Genomic DNA, 16,994 nt, shown 5'->3' with positions numbered 1-16,994 from the left:
GCACATGCGAGACAAGCCGGGCGACGTGCCGAGGCTACCGGAACGCCGAATACAAAAGCGACGCCGCGCCCGCAAGGGAGCAGGCCAGCGCGGCAGCACGCCGAGGCACCCCCGTGATCAGGCGATGATGTCGGGGGTGATCTGGTCCTCGAGATAGGAGATCCGGTCGCGCAGGGAGAGTTTGCGCTTCTTCAGGCGCTGGATCTGGAGCTGGTCGGCGATCACGCCGAGTTCGAGGGCATCGATCGCCCCGTCGAGGTCGCGATGTTCCTGCTTCAACCGCGCCAACTCGTCGGCCGGTTCCACCGAGGCATCGTTATCGAACTGAACCGCCATCGCACCTGATGTCCCGGGCCACCGTCATGGGGGACCATGCGACAGCCGGTCGGCCCCGGCAAGAACCCGGCCGGGCTCCTGCACAACCATCCGCGGACTCGACCCTGGGCCTGCGCAAAGATCCATCACGCCAAAAATTCATCACGCCAAAAATCCCGCAAGCATGGCCGTCGATACCCTTCGACAGCCGGCTGATCATATGCCAGTCTGGACCCGTCGAAACGAGACAGGAGACACAGCTCATGTCACTGCAGACGCACCTGACCCAGCTCGCCCGCAAGCACGAAGCCCTCGAGCGGGAGATCCACAACGCCACCGTCCGACCCTCGGCGAACGACCTGCGCATCGCAGAGCTCAAGAGACGCAAGCTCCACCTCAAGGACGAGATGAACCGCCTGCGAACCGATACCGACGCGCTGCATTAGCGGCCGTCCCGTTCCTCCCTCGTAGTCTCTAGAGCGTTCGCCGCCGCCGCTGGTCTCCAGGGCGGCGGTTTTCGTTGAGAAGGGACTTTCGTGGGGAAGGGACTTTCGTTGGGAAGAGGCTCTGCGCCGCTGTTCGTCAGGGCCGTGCAGTCCGGCGGCGAAAAGTCCGGTAGAGTGCCGGGCAAACCGGCGCGCACGACCGGTCGCCCGCAGGATACGCCATGGACGCCACGCCTCACGCCCCGAACCCGCGGCCCGGCCGCTATGCCGAGACCCACGCGGCCTCGCTGGCCGATCCGGAGGCCTTCTGGCTCGACGCGGCACGGGCGATCGACTGGGCCAGCCCACCGACCCGCGCCTTCGATCCGACGCTCGGCGCCTATGGCCGCTGGTTTCCCGACGCGACCCTGAACGCCTGCCACAACGCCGTCGATCGCCACGTCGCCGCCGGGCGCGGCGACCAGGCGGCGATCCTGTACGATTCGCCCGTCACCGGCACGAAGCGCCGAATCACCTACGCGGAGCTGCGCGATTCGGTGGCGGTGCTGGCCGGCGTGCTGCGCGATCTCGGGGTCGGGCGGGGCGATCGCGTGGTGATCTACATGCCGATGGTGCCCGAGGCCCTGTTCGGGATGCTTGCCTGCGCCCGGCTCGGAGCCGTCCATTCCGTGGTTTTCGGCGGGTTCGCCGCCAACGAGCTGGCGATCCGCATCGAGGACGCCGCCCCGAAGGTGGTGCTGGCCGCCTCCTGCGGCATCGAGCCGAGCCGCGTCGTCGCCTACAAGCCGCTGCTCGACGCGGCGCTGGCGGCCTCGACCCACATACCGGCCGCCTGCCTCATCCTCCAGCGCCCGCAGGGCCCGGCCGATCTGGTGCCGGGGCGCGACCACGACTGGGCCGAGACGGTGGCGCGGGCCGCCGCCGCAGGCCGGGAGGCCGCATGCGTGAGCGTGGCGGCCACCGACCCGCTCTACATCCTCTACACCTCGGGCACGACGGGGAAGCCGAAGGGCGTGGTGCGGGACACCGGCGGCTACTGCGTGGCGCTGGCCTGGTCGATGCCCAACCTCTACGCCGTGGCGCCGGGCGAGACCTACTTCTGCGCCTCCGACATCGGCTGGGTGGTGGGCCATTCCTACATCGTCTACGCGCCCCTGCTGCAGGGCTGCACGACGGTGCTTTACGAGGGCAAGCCGGTCGGCACGCCCGATGCCGGCGCCCTGTGGCGGGTGGTCTCGGATTACGGCGCCGCCTGCCTGTTCACCGCGCCGACGGCGCTCCGAGCGATCAAGAAGGAGGACCCGCGGGCCGAGCGGGTCGGCGCCTACGACCTCTCGGCCTTCCGCACCCTGTTCCTCGCCGGCGAGCGGGCCGATCCCGATTCGGTGGCCTGGGCCGAACGCACCCTCGGCCGACCGGTCATCGACCATTGGTGGCAGACCGAGACCGGCTGGGCCATCGCGGGCAATCCGGTCGGCCTCGAAGCCTTGCCGGTCAAGCACGGCAGCGCCTGCGTGCCGATGCCCGGCTACGACCTCAAGGTCCTCGACGAGGCCGGCAAGCCGGTGCCCGCCGGCACCATGGGTACCATCGCGCTGAAGCTGCCCCTGCCGCCGGGCTGCCTGCCGACCCTCTGGGGTTCGGAGGCGCGCTTCCGGTCGAGCTACCTCGCCACCTTCCCGGGCTGGTACGACACCTCGGATGCCGGCATCGTCGATTCCGACGGCTACGTCACCGTGCTGGGGCGCACCGACGACATCATCAACGTCGCCGGGCACCGGCTCTCCACCGGCGGCATGGAGGCGGTGCTGGCGAGCCACCCGGACGTCGCCGAATGCGCCGTGATCGGCATCCGCGACGCCCTGAAGGGCGAGCAGCCCTGCGGCTTCGTCGTGCTGAAATCGGGCGTGGACCGGTCGACGGCGGCGATCGAGGCCGAGCTGGTGGCCCTGGTCCGCGACCAGATCGGCCCTGTCGCGGCCTTCAAGCTGGCGCTCACCGTGCAGCGGCTGCCGAAGACGCGCTCGGGCAAGATCCTACGCGGAACCATGAAGCGCATCGCCGACGGCGAGCCCTGGACGACGCCGCCGACCATCGACGATGCCGGCGTCCTCGACGAGATCGGCGCCAGCCTGAAGAGCCGGGGGATCGGAGGAGGCGGAACGGGGCAGGGGAACCGATCGGGCGGGTAGCCAAGCGCGCGCCGGCGCGCCACCTATGCGGGGACGCCGCCGCGCATGCAGCCAGGCCCGTGGCCCAGCCAGCATGCATCCAAGCCGGAGCCCCGCATGAATGCCCGCCTGTTCGAGCCCCTGCGCCTCGACGACCTCACCCTCGACAACCGCATCATCGTCGCGCCGATGTGCCAGTACTCGGCCCATGCGGGCGAGGCCGGCGATTGGCACCTGATGCATCTCGGCCAGATGGCGATGTCGGGCGCCGGCCTCCTCACCCTGGAGGCGACCGCGATCTCGCCGGAGGCCCGCATCTCGCCCACCGACCTCGGGCTCTATTCCGACGAGACCGAGCGGGCGCTCGGCCGCGTCCTCGATGCGGTCCGGGGCTATGCGCCGGTGCCGATCGCCATCCAGATCAACCATGCGGGCCGCAAGGCTTCCAGTCGCGCCCCCTGGGACGGCGGCGCCCAGATCGACCCGGAGGCTGCGGACGGCTGGCGCACGGAAGGCCCCTCGGCCCTGGCGCACGGGGACGGCGAGGTCGCGCCCCACGCCCTCGATTCGGAGGGGCTGAAGCGCATCCGCGACGGCTTCGTCGAGACCGCGCGGCGCGCCCTGCGCCTCGGCGTCGACGGGTTCGAGCTGCACGGCGCCCACGGATACCTCCTGCACCAGTTCCTGTCGCCGCTCTCGAACCAGCGCACCGACCAGTATGGCGGCTCGCTGACCAACCGGATGCGGTTTCCCCTGGAATGTTTCGAGGCGGTGCGCGAGGTCGTGCCGGCCGGCAAGCCGGTCTGGATGCGGGTCTCGGCCACCGACTGGGTCGAGGACGGCTGGACCCTGGAGGAGACGGTGGAATTCGCCCATGCCCTGAAGCGCCGGGGCGCGGCGGCGATCCACGTCTCCACTGGCGGCCTCTCCACCCGCCAGCAGATCCCGCTCTCGGCGGGATACCAGGTGCCCTTCGCCGAGCGGATCAAGGCCGAGACCGGTCTCACCACCATCGCGGTCGGGCTCATCACCGAGGCGGCCCACGCCGAATCGATCCTCAAGGAGGGCAAAGCCGACGCGGTCTCGCTGGCGCGCGCCCTCCTCTACAACCCGCGCTGGCCCTGGCACGCGGCGGCCGAGCTCGGCGCGCAGGTGCGGGCGCCCCGGCAGTACTGGCGTTCGCAGCCGCGTCAGTTCAAGGACCTCTTCACCGATACCCGGCACGGACAGCGCTGAGCGAGCCCGCCGAAACCTCCCGGCCCTCGGCCGCTTCCCTTCAGTCACCCCGCCGCGGCGGGCGTTTCGCGAGAGACACACGGCATGGACGACGACGACGTCACGACCTTCGCGGTGGAGCGGGTCCGCCTCGACATCGAGAATGGCATCACCCTGATCTCGGGGGCCGACGACGAGGAGGAGCCGGCGGGCTACTTCATCATCCAGATCGAGAAGGGCGATCCGGACGGGCCGCTGATCGAGGTCTTCGGCGAGGACCTGACCCAGTCGGACGGCGTCACCGGCCTCGAACTCGGCCTGCGCCACATGCGCTTCGACTTCGACCCGCGCAGCACCATCGGGGCCGAGATGCCCTGCGTGCGGATCGAATCACGCACCGAGATCCCCGAGGGCGTGCGCGCGCGCCTCTCGGTCGCCTTCGGCAAACGGGCCAGGCGGGCCTGACACCCATCCATCACAGAGGCGAGGAGGCGTTCCGTGGAGACCCGAGCCGTGGCGATCAAGGTCGGCGACTACGTCGCATCCGACGACAACGAGGCCACCATGACGGTGGTGGCCCTGGACGGCGACCGGGCCCTGTGCCGCTGGTTCGTGGACGGCGACGTCGATGGCGACGAGCAGGAGGCCTGGATCGACCTGACCGCCCTGACCGTTCTCTAGGACGGAGAGCAACCCGGGAGGGGACATGTCCGAGATCGAGGACAAGCGGCATGAGATCGCCGAACTGATCGCGCTGGAGCTGGGCTTCGGCGACCTCGACGCCGCGAGCGCGGCCGATCGGGCGGTCATCGAGCGGCAGACCGACGAGACCATCGCGGGCTGTGCGGCGGACAGCCCGGAGCCGGCCGACTGCACCGAGGCCAACATCCGCCTGCGCGGCCTGCTCCAGCAGTACCGCGCCCTCCAGATTCTTCGTGACGACCAGATCCTTCGCAGCGATGAGGCCGATGCGCGGCTGGCGGAGGAGGGCGAGGTCTTCAGCCGCGAGGACGATGCCTGAGGCCGGAGGTCAGCGCGCCACCGCCCCGACCATCGGGCCGAGGGGGCGGCTGATGTCCTGGCGCTTCATCGACGGGGCATAGAGGCTCGACACGCTGCCGTCGAGAAACAGCGCGTTGCGGCAGCCCAGGCCGTCCTTGAACAGGCGCGCGAAGGCGCCGAAGCTCACCGGACGCTCCGAGATCGCGAACACGGCGGTGCGCCCGTCGTCGCGCACCCCGACGCCGTTGCGGATCTTCTGGCTCGGGCCGTCGGCGGAGATCTTGGGATGGATGTGCCCGTCCACCACCAGCATCGGGCCGGATTGCGTGGCGAAATCGGGCTTGGGCGGGCTGCGCAGGTAGCGGCCCGTCTCCATCACCCCGGCCCGGTCGCCCTTCACCCAGAAGATGCCATTCGGTTTGAGATGGAAATTGCCCGGCCCGTTGGCGGTGGAGACGCCCTTCAGCTCGCGCCCGTCCTCGATGTAGAGCCCGACCGGGGCCTGACCCTTGTCGTACATGCCGGCATTCATGGCGAAGCGGAGGGACGCGCCCTGCTTCTCCGCCAGAGTCGAGAGCGAGGAATAGGGCAGGCCGTCCGCCCCGAGCCAGAACAGGCGCACCCGCTCACGCCGCAGGTCGACCGTGCACACCGTATAGGTCTCGCCCCCCGCCAGGACGGCGCGGCAAGGTGCCGACACCGCGGAGGACACCGGGGCAGGGACCGGTGCAGGGACCGACGCCGCTTTGGGAGGGGAGGCCGGAGCGGCGAATGCCGTGCCGGTCAGCGCGAGGCCGAGGCAGGCGGCGCGGATCAGGGTCCGGACCTGACCCGGAGAACGGCTCGTCCCAAGGCGAGCCCGCGCGACACCCTGAACCATCATCATCCCGCATGTCCGACGACCGCGCGCCGAGGGATCGCGGCGGTGGCCCGCTTCCTCGCCCGAAACCGACGCTGATTTCAAGAGCGCCCGCACGCGGGCAATGGGTCAAGTGCGCCCGCACGCGGGCGACGGGCGGGGTGGGTTTCACGAAAGCGGGAGAGATGCAACGCACCTGAACCGTTTCCGGTGCCACGGCGTTCTCAGTCATAAGGGGACTGTTTTCGATTCTCTCGGAGTATCCTGCGATGAAACGAGTGGTTCTGGCCTCTGCGGCCATGATCGGCGCCCTCGCGATGATCCCGGCCACGGTCGAGGCCCGCGGCTTCCATGGTGGTGGTTTCCACGGCGGCGGATTCGGCGGCGGTGGGTTCCGGGGCGGCTTTGGCGGCGGCGGCTTCCGGGGTGGCTTCGGCGGCTATCGCGGCGGCTTCGGGGGCTATCGCCATGCCGGATTCGGCGGCTACCGCGGCGGCTTCGGGGGTTATCGCGGCGGCTATTATGGCCGTGGCTATGGACGCGGTTTCGGCTACGGTCTCGGCGGCCTGGGTCTCGGCGTCGGCCTCGGCCTCGCCGCCGGCGGTCTCTACGGTGGCTACGGCCCGGGCTACGGCTACGGCTACGCCCCCGTCGGCTACGGGGCCTACGATTACGGCTACGGCGGCGGCTGCTACACTGTCCCGCGCGTGCGCTGGACGCCTTACGGCTATCGCCGGGTGCTGGTCGAGCGCTGCTACTGAGCCGTTCCGGCGACACGGAAAGGGCCGCCGCGTGCGGCCCTTTTTCGTTGGGCGACGGATTTCCGGCCGATCAGCGACGCCGCTCGTCGCGGCGCTCCATCTTAACGACGCCGCTCGTCGCGGCGCTTGACCTCAGCGACGCCGCTCGTCGCGGCGCATGGGCATCGCGTCGATGGTGTCGAACAGCGCACCGGCCGCCAGCGGAGATGAGTCGGTCCGTTTCGCCCCGCCGTCCTTACCGACCAGGACGACCCGGAACGTGCCGCCCGGCAAACCGAGTGCGCCGCGCAGCCGATGGGCCTCCGGGGTGTCGCCGATGGCCTCCAGGGTTACCAGGTCCCGCTCCCTCACACCCGGCGCGGCCTTCGCCAGAATGGCGCGCTGCGCGGCGAGGTTCGGATCGGCGGCGTCGGGCGCCGAGAGCACCAGAACCCGCGAGACCCCGCGATACCGGGCCAGCGCATCCTCTGCGGCCTCCGCCGCGCCGATCCCCAGCAGCGTCGCACCGATCATCAACCCCAGCCGCATCCGCGTCCTCCCGCCTGAGCGTTCCGATCGGACAACGCACAACCGCCCCGCGCGGAACCCGGCGCCCGGTTCGTGCAGTCGATTCGACGCGTTGTCTTCGCCCCGCTGCATCCATTTTCGCAATCCGGCCCCCGTTCTCGTTCATGGAACCGCGTTGCGCATTCATCGACGTTTTCTGTTCTTTCGCGTTGCCCATTTTCCGCGTTGCCCGTTTTTCCGCGTTGCCGGCTCTTCCGCCATGTCTGCCATCCGCGTTGTTGACCGCATGCGGGGCCGGCCGTGCCCACCTTCTGGCCCACTCACCCGTTCGTCGATTCGCCCGCCATCGCGCAGGCGTGAAAATCCCCGGAGACGCCATGACCGCCGTTCCTGCGACCACCCTCAATCGCCGCATCGTCCTCGCCGCCCGCCCGCACGGCGAACCGAACGCGTCGCACTTCCGCCTGGAAGAGGCGCGGATGCCGACCCCGCAGGCCGGCGAGGTGCTGCTCGCCAACCGCTATCTCTCCCTCGATCCCTACATGCGCGGCCGCATGAGCGCGGCGAAATCCTATGCCGAGCCCGTCGCGATCGGCGACACCATGGTGGGGGCCACCGTGGCTGAGGTCGCGGCCTCGAACCATCCCGATTACCGCGTCGGCGAATGGGTGGTGGGGTTCGGCGGCTGGCAGGATTCCTATACCGCGGCGGGTGAGGGCCTGCGCAAGCTCGATCCCGAAGCGGCCCCCGTGACCACCGCCCTCGGGGTCCTCGGGATGCCCGGCATGACCGCCTATACGGGCCTCCTCAACATCGGACAGCCCAAGGCCGGCGAGACCGTGGTGGTGGCCGCCGCCGCTGGACCGGTCGGCTCCCTCGTCGGGCAGATCGCCAAGCGCAAGGGCGCGCGGGCGGTGGGCATCGCGGGCGGCCCCGAGAAATGCGCCTATCTGCGCGAGACCCTCGGTTTCGACGTCGCCCTCGATCACCGGGCCGAGGATTTCCCCGACGCCCTGGCGGCCGCCTGCCCGGACGGCATCGACGTCTATTTCGAGAATGTCGGCGGGGCGGTGTTCGATGCGGTCCTGCCGCTCCTCAACACCTTCGCGCGTATCCCGGTCTGCGGTCTCGTCTCCGGCTACAGCGCCACCGAACTGCCGCCCGGGCCGGACCGGATCCCGCTGCTGATGCGGGCGATCCTGTCGAAGCGCCTGCACGTCCAGGGCTTCATCGTCTGGGATTTCGCCGCCCAGGAGCGGGACTTCCTCGCCGAGGTCGGCGGCTGGCTCCGCGACGGGCTGATCGTCCACCGTGAGGACATCGTCGACGGCCTGGAGAACGCCCCCGATGCCTTCGCGGGCCTGCTGAAGGGGCGCAACTTCGGCAAGCTCCTCGTGCGCCTCGGGTGAGGCCGAGGGCAAGGCGCATCCCCGCGATGCGCCTTGCCAAGCGATGAGAACAAATATAGAACGTGAACCTGCGCGAATCCCGTGAGAGTCACGGGGACAGTTCGCTGGCCGCGATTGCCCGGAGCCGTTCGGAAGCTCATGAAAGGCGACATCGCGGCCGCCGGGAGGACGGGTCCCGGAGCTGCGGCGCATCGTGAGATCGATCGGTAGGAGAGAGCGGCATGGCCGGCAGCGTGAATAAGGTGATCCTGGTGGGCAATCTCGGGCGCGATCCCGAGACGCGGCGCCTCGCCTCCGGCGATCCGGTGGTGAACCTGCGCATCGCCACATCCGAGTCCTGGAAGGACAAGATGTCGGGTGAGCGCAAGGAGAAGACCGAATGGCACTCGGTGGTGATCTACAACGAGAACCTCGCCCGCGTGGCGGAGCAGTACCTGCGCAAGGGCTCGAAGGTCTATATCGAGGGCCAGCTCCAGACCCGCAAATGGGCCGACCAATCCGGCGCGGAGAAGTACACCACCGAGGTGGTGCTGCAGCGTTTCCGCGGTGAGCTGACGCTCCTCGACGGGCGCAGCGGCGGCGGCGAGATGGGCATGGACGAAGAGGGCGGCGGCCAGATCAGCCGCGGCGGCGATTTCGGCGGCGGTGGCGGACGCGGCGGCGACCGGGGCGGGGATTACGGCGGTGGTGGCGGTGCCGGCGGCGGCCGCTCGTCCGGTGGCGGCGGCGATCGCCGGCCCGCATCGGGTGGGGGCAGCGGCGGCTCCAAGCCGAACTTCGACCTCGACGACGATATCCCGTTCTAGAGTTTGTCAGGGATCAGGGGAAACCGGTGATCCCGACCAGACACACGAGAACGGAAGACTCCCGGGCCAAGGTCTTCAAGGCCACGCGCCGTACCGAAGATCGTCCCTCACGGATCAGCCGAGCCCTCGCGGCGGCTGACGGGCGCGGCACCGGGGGTGTCGCGCCCGTTCGCGTTCGGTGGACGGCCGTCGCTCGCCACCCCCGCACGAAAGCGTCCTGGGCGACGCCTGCGCAAACCGTTGGTTGCCAGAGGGTTAAGGCTGATTTGGTGGCCTGCGCCATCGAAATGCGCTATGGCTTTGGGCAGGACCATGCGTGGCCCGGCCCGATCGCCGGTGATGCGCACACACATCCCGTGAGCGGGCGCGCCTGACCGGCGCCGCCGACGCTCCGGGCCTTCGTATCAGCAGAGACCGAAGACCTTGGCAGACAACGAACTTCCGGGCGCCGGCACGCCGCCGCCCGCCTCCGATATCAAGCCCGTCTCCATCACCGACGAGATGAAGCGCTCCTACCTCGATTACGCCATGAGCGTGATCGTGAGCCGGGCGCTGCCGGATGCGCGCGACGGCCTCAAGCCGGTGCACCGGCGCATCCTCTACGCGGCCTACGAGAGCGGGCACCTGCCCGAGCGCAAATACGTCAAGTCGGCCCGCATCGTCGGCGACGTGATCGGTCTCTACCACCCGCACGGCGACCAATCGATCTACGACGCCTTGGTCCGCATGGCCCAGGACTTCTCGATGCGCCTGATGCTCATCGACGGGCAGGGCAATTTCGGCTCCGTCGACGGCGATCCGGCGGCGGCCATGCGCTACACCGAGTCGCGTCTCGCCAAGCCCGCCAACGCGCTGCTGGCGGATATCGACAAGAACACCGTCGACTTCCAGCCGAACTACGACGAGTCGCGCGAGGAGCCGACCGTCCTGCCGGCCCGCTTCCCCAACCTGCTGGTCAACGGCGCCGGCGGCATCGCGGTGGGCATGGCCACCAACATCCCGCCGCACAATCTCGGCGAGCTGATCGACGCCTGCGTCGCCCTCATCGACGAACCCGGCCTGTCGATCGAGCAGCTCACCGAGATCGTGCCCGGCCCCGATTTCCCCACCGGCGGTTCGATCCTGGGACGGGCCGGCACGCGCCAGGCCTACGCCACGGGGCGCGGCTCGGTCATCATGCGGGCCAAGTCCCACGTGGAGGAGCTGCGCAAGGAGCGCGAGGCGCTGATCTTCACCGAGATCCCGTATCAGGTGAACAAGGCGACTCTGATGGAGAAGATCGCCGAGCTGGTGAAGGAGAAGCGCATCGAGGGCATCTCCGACCTGCGCGACGAATCCGACCGCGACGGCATGCGCATCGTGGTCGAGATCAAGCGCGACGCCATGGCGGACGTGGTGCTCAACCAGCTCTACCGCTTCACCCCGCTGCAATCGTCCTTCGGCTGCAACATGGTGGCGCTGAACGGCGGCCGCCCCGAGCTGATGAACCTGAAGGACCTGCTCCAGGCCTTCATCGATTTCCGCGAAGAGGTGGTGTCCCGCCGGACCAAGTTCCTCCTCAACAAGGCGCGCGAGCGCGCCCACGTGTTGTGCGGCCTCGCCATCGCGGTCGCCAACATCGACGAGGTGATCCGCCTGATCCGGACCTCGCCCGACCCCAACAGCGCCCGCGACGCGCTGATGGCGCGCGACTGGCCGGCCCACGACATCGCGCCGCTGATCGCCCTCGTGGACGATCCGCGCCACCGGGTGTCGGATGACGGCACCTATCGCCTGTCCGAGGTCCAGGCCCGCGCCATCCTCGACCTGCGCCTGCAGCGCCTGACCGCCCTCGGGCGCGACGAGATCGGCGACGAGTTGAAGAAGCTCGCCGACGAGATCGCCGACTATCTCGACATCCTGCGCTCGCGCCTGCGCATCATGGGTATCGTCAAGGACGAGTTCGCCGAGGTCCGCGAGGCCTACGCCACCCCGCGCCGGACCATGATCCTGGACTGGGACGCCAACGTCGAGGACGAGGACCTGATCCAACGCGAGGACATGGTCGTCACCGTGTCCCACGCGGGCTACGTCAAGCGCGTGCCGCTCTCGACCTACCGCTCCCAGCGCCGCGGCGGCAAGGGCCGCTCCGGCATGGCGACCCGCGACGAGGATTTCGTCACCCGCCTGTTCGTGGCCAACACCCACACGCCGGTGCTGTTCTTCTCGAACCAGGGCCAGGTCTACAAGGAGAAGGTCTGGCGCCTGCCGATGGCGGCGCCGAACGCGCGCGGCAAGGCGCTGGTCAACATCCTGTCCATGGATGCCGGCACCGAGCGCATCACCACCATCATGCCGCTGCCGGAGGACGAGGCCTCCTGGGAGACCCTGGACGTCATGTTCGCCACCGCCAGCGGCGGGGTCCGACGCAACAAGCTCTCGGACTTCGTGCAGGTGAACCGCGCCGGCAAGATCGCCATGAAGCTCGATGAGGGTGACCACATCGTCCACGTGGAGATCTGCCGCGCCGACCAGAACGTGCTGCTCACCACGCAGGCGGGCCAGTGCATCCGCTTCCCCGTCGAAGATGTCCGCGTCTTCAAGGGCCGCGATTCCACCGGCGTGCGCGGCATCAACCTGGCCAAGGACGACCGCGTCATCTCGATGACCATCCTCAACAGCTTCGACGCCAGCCCCGAGGAGCGCGCCGGCTACCTGAAGATGCGGCGCGCTGTGATCGGCGACGGCGTCGAGGGCGAGGAGACGACGAGCCCCGAGGCGGAGGAGGGCGTCGCAGAGGCCAGCGCGATCTCGCTCGATCGCTACAACGAGATGGGCGCCAACGAGCAGTTCGTGCTTACGCTGTCGGAGCGCGGATTCGGCAAGCGGACGTCGTCCTACGAATACCGGACCTCGGGCCGCGGCGGCAAAGGCATCACGGCCATGCGGGTCAATGCCCGCAACGGCAACCTCGTGGCCTCCTTCCCGGTCCAGCCCTCCGACCAGATCATGCTGGTCACCGATGGCGGCCAGCTCATCCGGGTGCCGGTGGACGACATCCGCATCGTCGGCCGCGCCTCGCAGGGCGTGACGGTGTTCAACACCGAGAAGACCGAGAAGGTCGTGTCGGTGGAGCACATCGAGGGCGAGGACGAGACCGAGGGCGGCGACGAGGCCGCGTAGGCCACGGCGCACGGCCACGAACGAACGACACGGGCGGGCCCTCGGCGGAGGACCCGCCCGTGTCGTTTCCGGGCTGAGGGGTTGCTTCGCGGCTGAGGGCTTCCCTCCCGGCTGAGGGGTTCCCTCCGGGCCGGAGGTTCCGTTTCGAGACGAAATGCTCTACCCCGGGCCGCGATGATCCGCACCGCCCTCTATGCCGGCTCGTTCGACCCGGTCACGAACGGACACCTCGACGTCATCCGTCAGGCGTGCCGGCTCGTGCACACCCTCGTCATCGCCATCGGTGTGCATCCCGGCAAGGCGCCGATGTTCTCGCCCGAGGAACGGGCGGAGCTTCTGCGCCTCACCTGCGAGCCCCTGGCCGAGGCCGAGGGCACGGCGCTGACGATCGTGACCTTCGACGACCTCGCGGTGACGGCGGCGCGACGGGTCGGCGCCAGCGTCTTCATCCGCGGCCTGCGCGACGGCACCGACCTCGACTACGAGATGCAGCTCGCGGGCATGAACGGCGCCATGGCGCCGGAGGTGCAGACCGTGTTCCTGCCTGCGTCCACGGGCGTCCGGCCCATCACCGCCACCCTGGTCCGCCAGATCGCCGCCATGGGTGGCGATGTTTCGCCGTTCGTGCCGCAGGTGGTGGCGACGCGACTCGCGCAGCGCTTCAGCACGGCCTGAACGCCACTGATTCCCTCCGTCACGTCCAACGAGAGACCGCTGATTCTCATGACTTCTGGCAAAAAGACTTTCGGACTCAACCGCCGGGTCGCCCTTCTGGCCGTGGCCGGCCTGCTGGCGACCGCACCGGCGGCGCGGGCGGCGGACGAGAACACCGTCTACCTGGACACCAAGGACGGCCGCGTCACCATCGAGCTGCGGCCCGAGCTGGCGCCGAAACACGTGGCGCAGCTCAAGACCCTGATCAAGCAGGGCTTCTACAACGGCCTCAAGTTCCACCGGGTGATGGACGGCTTCATGGCCCAGACCGGCGACCCGAAGGGCAACGGCACCGGCGGCTCGAGTCTGCCCAACATTCCGGCCGAGTTCTCGCAGGCCTCGTTCCGTCGCGGCACGGTCGGAATGGCCCGCTCGTCGGACCCGAATTCGGCCAATTCCCAGTTCTTCATCTGCCTCGGCGACGCGCCGTTCCTGAACGGCCAGTACACGGTGGTGGGGCTGGTCTCCTCCGGGATGGAGGCCGTCGACGCGATCAAGAAGGCCGCCCCGGGCGCGCCCGGCGGCGCGGTCCAGAACCCCGACAAGATCGTGAAGATGCAGATGGCACAGGGGGCCAAGTAAGGTGCGGCAGGGCGGCCTGCGGAGCGCCCTGATCGGAGCGGCCACGCTCACGGTCTCGGCCGTCGCGCAGGCCGCCCCGTCGACCGGCCCGCTGAGCCTTCCCGAAACCCTGCGCGGCACCGTCCGGGTGCCGGTCCCGGGCCGGGCGGACGCGCGGTCGCCCGCCGATACGCTCCGGAGCCTGTATCCCGTCCTCGCCGCCTGCTGGAAAATCCCGCCGGGGCTGACGGGTTTGGGGCGCGCCGAGATCACGACCCGCTTCGCGCTCCGGCGCGACGGCAGCGTCATCGGCGCGCCGCGCGTCACCTACGCGACGCAGGATTTGGATACCCGTGCCGACCGCATCCTCACCGATGCGACCCTGGCGGCGATCCGGCGCTGCACGCCGGCCCGGATCACCCCCGCCCTCGGCGCGGCCATTGCGGGGCGCCCCATCGCGCTCCGCTTCATCTACCAAGGACCCAAGGGACAAGGAGTCTAGACCCATGGCAGAGACCGAGACCATCATCCTGGAGACCACCAAGGGCCGCGTCGTGATCGGGCTCCGCCCCGACCTCGCCCCCAGCCACGTCGAGCGCCTGAAGACGCTCGCCGGACAGGGCTTCTATGACGGGGTGCCGTTCCACCGCGTCATCGACGGCTTCATGGCCCAGACCGGCGACCCGACTGGCACCGGCTCGGGCGGCTCCGACCTCCCCGACCTGAATGCCGAGTTCAACGCCGAGCCGCACGTGCGCGGCACCTGCTCGATGGCCCGCACCAACTTCCCGCACTCGGCCAACTCGCAGTTCTTCATCTGCTTTGGCGATGCCCGCTTCCTCGACAAGCAGTACACCGTCTGGGGCAAGGTGGTTGAGGGCATGGACGTGGTCGACACCCTGAACAAGGGCGAGCCGCCGCGCACCCCCGACAAGATCGTCAAGGCGACCGTCGGCGCCGCCTGATCCGACCCGGATCGACCGGTCTTCGGGAACGCTTCTTCGGGAACGATCGATCTTGAAAGACGTGTCCGCGCGAGAGCGCGGGCACGTCTTTCGTTTTTCGGGGTCCGTCCTCAATTCCCGCCGCACCCGGTCCCGTCGCCGGCCGGCCGGGCGATCACGGCCCGGCCATGTCGGCCAGGACCACCTCCGCCGCGACCAGGTCCTCCGGCGCATTGATGTTGGCGAACGGATCGTAGGGTTCCACCGGCCACGATACCGCGACGGCCGCGTGGCGCCTCAGGAAGGCGCCGACCCGGCGCTCGCCCCGCACCACGAGGGCCTCGCGCAAGTCCGCCCGCAGGGCCACCGGCCACAGCGCCACCGTGAAGTGTTCGCGCGCGCCCGAGGCCGCCATCGCGATGGTGCCGACCCGTTCGGCCGCGTCGGCGAGTCGGGCGACGAGGTCGAGGGGCAGGAACGGCGCATCGCCCGAAACGCTGGCGAGATGGGTCACCACCGGATGGTGGGACGCCGCGTGATCGAGGCCGGCGAGAATGCCGGCCAGGGGACCCGGGTGGTCCGGAACGCCGTCGGGCACGACCGTGCCGGGAAACCCCGGAAACCGCGCCGGGTCGCCATTGGCGTTGAGGATCAGGCCGGCCCCGCATTGCGGCGCCAAGCGCGACACCACCCGGTCGAGGAGGGTGCGGCCGCCGAGCTGGCGCAGGGGCTTGTCGCCGCCGCCCATGCGTCGCGAGAGCCCTCCGGCGAGGACGACGCCCAGCACCGGCGGCATCGGCCTACTCGATGACGATGCGGGGGGCCGCGCGCGGGGCCGGGCCGCCGGTCAGGTTGGCCCAGAGCTTGGCGGCGATGCCGCGATAGACCTGCGCGTGCGGCCCGTCCGGGTCCACCGCCACCACGGGGCGGCCGGCATCGGAGGTCTCGCGGATGGTCATGTTCAGCGGCACCTCGCCGAGGAACGGCACCTCCAGGCGCTCGGCCTCGGCGCGGGCGCCGCCATGCCCGAAGATGTGCGAGGCAGTGCCGCAATGTGGGCAGATGAAGGTCGCCATGTTCTCGATGACGCCGAGGATCGGCACCGCGACCTTACGGAACATGGTGACGCCCCGGCGGGCGTCGATCAGGGCCAGATCCTGGGGCGTCGAGACGATGACGGCGCCGGAAAGCGGCGTCGCCTGCGCCATGGTGAGCTGGGCATCGCCGGTGCCGGGGGGCATATCGACCACCAGGACGTCGAGTTCGCCCCAGGCGACTTCGCGCAGCATCTGGGTGATGGCGGATTGGACCATCGGACCGCGCCAGATCATCGCCGTCTCGGGTTCGATCAGGAAGCCGATCGACATCACCTTGATGCCGAAGCCCTCCATCGGGGCGAGCAGGCGCTCCTCGATGACGCGGGGCTTGCCCGACAGGCCGAACAGCTTCGGCACCGAGGGTCCGTAGATGTCGGCATCGAGCAGACCGACCTTCAGGCCCTGTGCGGCGAGCGCGAGGGCGAGGTTGCAGGCCGTGGTGGACTTGCCGACGCCGCCCTTGCCGGAGGCGACCGCGACGATGTGGCGGACGCCCGGCAGGGCCGGGCCGGTGCGAGGCGGCGGGGCCGCCGCTGCGCGACCGGAGGCGGGGGGCTGGGACGGCGGCGGCGTCTGGGCCGATTGGTTCGGGCCGCGCTCCGAGGTCAGGCTCGCGAACACGCCGGAGACGCCCGGTGTCGCCAGGAGCGCGCCCTCCGCCCGGCGCCGGATCGGCTCGAACCGCTCGGCTTCGCTCGGGTCGATCAGGATCGAGAACATGACCCGGTTGGTCGGATCCACCACCACCTGCGACAGGCGGCCGGAGGCCGGCAGGGTGGTCCCGGCCGCGTCCACGGTCACGGTCGAGAGCACCTTCAGGACGTCGTCACGGGTGATCGCCAAGGGGCCGGCTCCTTACCGCGTCCGGCCGAAACGGCTGGGGCGGGAGACTAACGGGGAAGCGCGGATCGTCCGGCGGCGGCCGTCCCATCCACGGGGAACCCATGCGACAGCACAGGCGCCGCCCGAGCGCAAGGCTTGCCCGGCCTCCCGGGGGCGAGACCGCGGGTCGCGGGTGGGCGCTG

At 69.8% G+C, this 16,994-nt stretch carries 19 protein-coding genes; 14 read left to right on the top strand and 5 right to left on the bottom strand.

The features are described 5' to 3' along the window. Nucleotides 1-117: 117 nt before the first annotated feature. Nucleotides 118-336 (bottom strand): YdcH family protein, encoded by a 219-nt coding sequence (locus tag ASF60_RS10550; RefSeq protein ID WP_056184136.1) that lies wholly within the window; start codon nt 334-336, stop codon nt 118-120. Between the two features lie 242 nt (nt 337-578). Between ASF60_RS10550 and ASF60_RS10545 the strand changes: the two genes are divergently transcribed. The 6 genes from ASF60_RS10545 (at nt 579) to ASF60_RS10520 (ending at nt 5,168) form a co-directional block, all read left to right on the top strand. Further along, complete coding sequence (locus ASF60_RS10545) at nt 579-761, top strand: YdcH family protein (protein ID WP_056184134.1); 183 nt, start codon at nt 579-581, stop codon at nt 759-761. A 221-nt stretch (nt 762-982) separates the two neighbouring features. Then, the gene (locus ASF60_RS10540) at nt 983-2,953 is read left to right on the top strand and encodes a propionyl-CoA synthetase (RefSeq protein WP_056184132.1); all 1,971 of its coding nucleotides are present in this window, start codon (nt 983-985) and stop codon (nt 2,951-2,953) included. 96 nt (nt 2,954-3,049) lie between these two features. Continuing rightward, entirely contained in the window at nt 3,050-4,168 is a 1,119-nt protein-coding gene (locus ASF60_RS10535) for an NADH:flavin oxidoreductase/NADH oxidase (RefSeq protein ID WP_056184129.1), read from the top strand. A gap of 84 nt (nt 4,169-4,252) precedes the next feature. After that, nucleotides 4,253-4,612 carry a hypothetical protein gene (locus ASF60_RS10530; RefSeq protein ID WP_056184127.1) on the top strand — a complete coding sequence of 120 codons (360 nt, stop codon included), beginning with the start codon at nt 4,253-4,255 and terminating at the stop codon, nt 4,610-4,612. A 33-nt stretch (nt 4,613-4,645) separates the two neighbouring features. Next, the gene (locus tag ASF60_RS10525) at nt 4,646-4,828 is read left to right on the top strand and encodes a hypothetical protein (protein ID WP_056184125.1); all 183 of its coding nucleotides are present in this window, start codon (nt 4,646-4,648) and stop codon (nt 4,826-4,828) included. A 25-nt stretch (nt 4,829-4,853) separates the two neighbouring features. Continuing rightward, nucleotides 4,854-5,168: a hypothetical protein gene (locus tag ASF60_RS10520; protein ID WP_056184123.1), complete on the top strand. Its 315-nt coding sequence runs from the start codon at nt 4,854-4,856 to the stop codon at nt 5,166-5,168. Between the two features lie 9 nt (nt 5,169-5,177). Here ASF60_RS10520 and ASF60_RS10515 read toward each other — a convergent pair whose 3' ends face one another. Then, nucleotides 5,178-6,035, bottom strand: a complete 858-nt coding sequence (locus ASF60_RS10515; protein ID WP_244478387.1) for a phosphodiester glycosidase family protein — start codon at nt 6,033-6,035, stop codon at nt 5,178-5,180. 242 nt (nt 6,036-6,277) lie between these two features. On the opposite strand from ASF60_RS10515, the gene ASF60_RS10510 reads away from it, so the two are divergent. Next, nucleotides 6,278-6,769: a hypothetical protein gene (locus ASF60_RS10510; RefSeq protein ID WP_056184121.1), complete on the top strand. Its 492-nt coding sequence runs from the start codon at nt 6,278-6,280 to the stop codon at nt 6,767-6,769. A 132-nt stretch (nt 6,770-6,901) separates the two neighbouring features. Here the strand turns inward: ASF60_RS10510 and ASF60_RS10505 are convergent, their stop codons facing one another. Continuing rightward, entirely contained in the window at nt 6,902-7,297 is a 396-nt protein-coding gene (locus ASF60_RS10505) for a DUF4174 domain-containing protein (RefSeq protein WP_056184120.1), read from the bottom strand. 356 nt (nt 7,298-7,653) lie between these two features. Here ASF60_RS10505 and ASF60_RS10500 point away from each other — a divergent pair, with 356 nt between their 5' ends. The 7 genes from ASF60_RS10500 (at nt 7,654) to ASF60_RS10470 (ending at nt 14,893) form a co-directional block, all read left to right on the top strand. Further along, complete coding sequence (locus tag ASF60_RS10500; RefSeq protein ID WP_056184118.1) at nt 7,654-8,685, top strand: NADP-dependent oxidoreductase; 1,032 nt, start codon at nt 7,654-7,656, stop codon at nt 8,683-8,685. Nucleotides 8,686-8,906: 221 nt separating this feature from the next. Further along, nucleotides 8,907-9,491: a single-stranded DNA-binding protein gene (gene ssb / locus ASF60_RS10495; RefSeq protein WP_056184115.1), complete on the top strand. Its 585-nt coding sequence runs from the start codon at nt 8,907-8,909 to the stop codon at nt 9,489-9,491. A gap of 501 nt (nt 9,492-9,992) precedes the next feature. After that, a complete protein-coding gene (gyrA, locus tag ASF60_RS10490; protein ID WP_443136753.1) occupies nt 9,993-12,653 on the top strand; it encodes a DNA gyrase subunit A in 2,661 nt (886 codons plus the stop codon). Between the two features lie 174 nt (nt 12,654-12,827). Continuing rightward, on the top strand, nt 12,828-13,328 hold the full coding sequence (coaD, locus tag ASF60_RS10485) for a pantetheine-phosphate adenylyltransferase (protein ID WP_056184111.1): 501 nt from the start codon (nt 12,828-12,830) through the stop codon (nt 13,326-13,328). Between the two features lie 48 nt (nt 13,329-13,376). After that, nucleotides 13,377-13,949, top strand: coding sequence for a peptidylprolyl isomerase (locus tag ASF60_RS10480; protein WP_056184108.1), 573 nt, complete (start codon nt 13,377-13,379; stop codon nt 13,947-13,949). 1 nt (nt 13,950) lies between these two features. Further along, the gene (locus tag ASF60_RS10475; RefSeq protein ID WP_443136750.1) at nt 13,951-14,430 is read left to right on the top strand and encodes a hypothetical protein; all 480 of its coding nucleotides are present in this window, start codon (nt 13,951-13,953) and stop codon (nt 14,428-14,430) included. 4 nt (nt 14,431-14,434) lie between these two features. Beyond that, nucleotides 14,435-14,893, top strand: coding sequence for a peptidylprolyl isomerase (locus tag ASF60_RS10470; protein ID WP_056184106.1), 459 nt, complete (start codon nt 14,435-14,437; stop codon nt 14,891-14,893). 154 nt (nt 14,894-15,047) lie between these two features. Here ASF60_RS10470 and mobA read toward each other — a convergent pair whose 3' ends face one another. Next, nucleotides 15,048-15,668 carry a molybdenum cofactor guanylyltransferase MobA gene (mobA, locus tag ASF60_RS10465; RefSeq protein ID WP_056184104.1) on the bottom strand — a complete coding sequence of 207 codons (621 nt, stop codon included), beginning with the start codon at nt 15,666-15,668 and terminating at the stop codon, nt 15,048-15,050. 4 nt (nt 15,669-15,672) lie between these two features. Further along, complete coding sequence (locus ASF60_RS10460; protein ID WP_056184102.1) at nt 15,673-16,812, bottom strand: Mrp/NBP35 family ATP-binding protein; 1,140 nt, start codon at nt 16,810-16,812, stop codon at nt 15,673-15,675. Nucleotides 16,813-16,994 lie beyond the last annotated feature (182 nt).

Origin of the sequence: Methylobacterium sp. Leaf113, assembly GCF_001423325.1 — a bacterium.
Lineage (GTDB): Bacteria > Pseudomonadota > Alphaproteobacteria > Rhizobiales > Beijerinckiaceae > Methylobacterium.
This window is presented reverse-complemented; position numbering and strand designations above follow the sequence as displayed.